Consider the following 662-nt stretch of genomic DNA (forward strand, 5'->3'; position numbering starts at 1 on the left):
GGTACGAAGAAGTCCACGTCGTCCACCGCGAAGAAGGCCACCGGGAAGAAGGCCACCGGGAAGAAGGCGGCCGCCAAATCGACCTCTTCCTCCGCCAAGAAGCAGACGTCGTCCGGCGGCCGGAGCACCACGAAGAAGACGACGGCCGCGCCCCGCAAGCGCACCTCGGCCTGACCTCGCCACTCACCGGGGCCCGGCTCGGCCGCGTACCTCGGCCTGACCTCACCGCGCACCTGGGCCCGCCCCTGCCGCGCACCTCGGTCTCGGTCGGCAGGTCCCCGTCGCGTACCGATCCCCGGCCCCGGCTCCCCCCTGTCGTACGTCACCCGTACGCTACGGCGCATGAGCGCAGAAACCCCCTCGGGGCGGGTGATCGACGGCCGCTTCACCCTGGTGGAGCGGCTCGGCAGCGGCGGCATGGGCATGGTCTGGCGGGCCCGCGACGAGGCGCTCCACCGCGACGTCGCCCTCAAGGAGGTGCGGCCCCCGGACCCCGCGCTCGCGGAGTACGACCCCGAGGGCGCCCGCACCCTGCGCGCCCGGGTCCTGCGCGAGGCCCGCGCGCTGGCCCGGCTCGACCACCCGAACGTGGTCACCGTCCACCACATCATCGACCCGGGCGAGGACGGCTACCCCTGGATCGTGATGGAGCTGGTGGCCGG

1 protein-coding gene is annotated in these 662 nt (G+C 73.7%); it reads left to right on the top strand.

What is annotated here, in order from left to right; all coding sequences use genetic code 11:
• Nucleotides 1-342: 342 nt before the first annotated feature.
• Nucleotides 343-662: protein kinase domain-containing protein (locus tag RNC47_RS36105; protein WP_311605083.1), on the top strand; the 320-nt coding region annotated here is incomplete at its 3' end.

The organism is Streptomyces millisiae (genome assembly GCF_031845425.1).
Classification (GTDB): Bacteria; Actinomycetota; Actinomycetes; order Streptomycetales; family Streptomycetaceae; genus Streptomyces; species Streptomyces millisiae.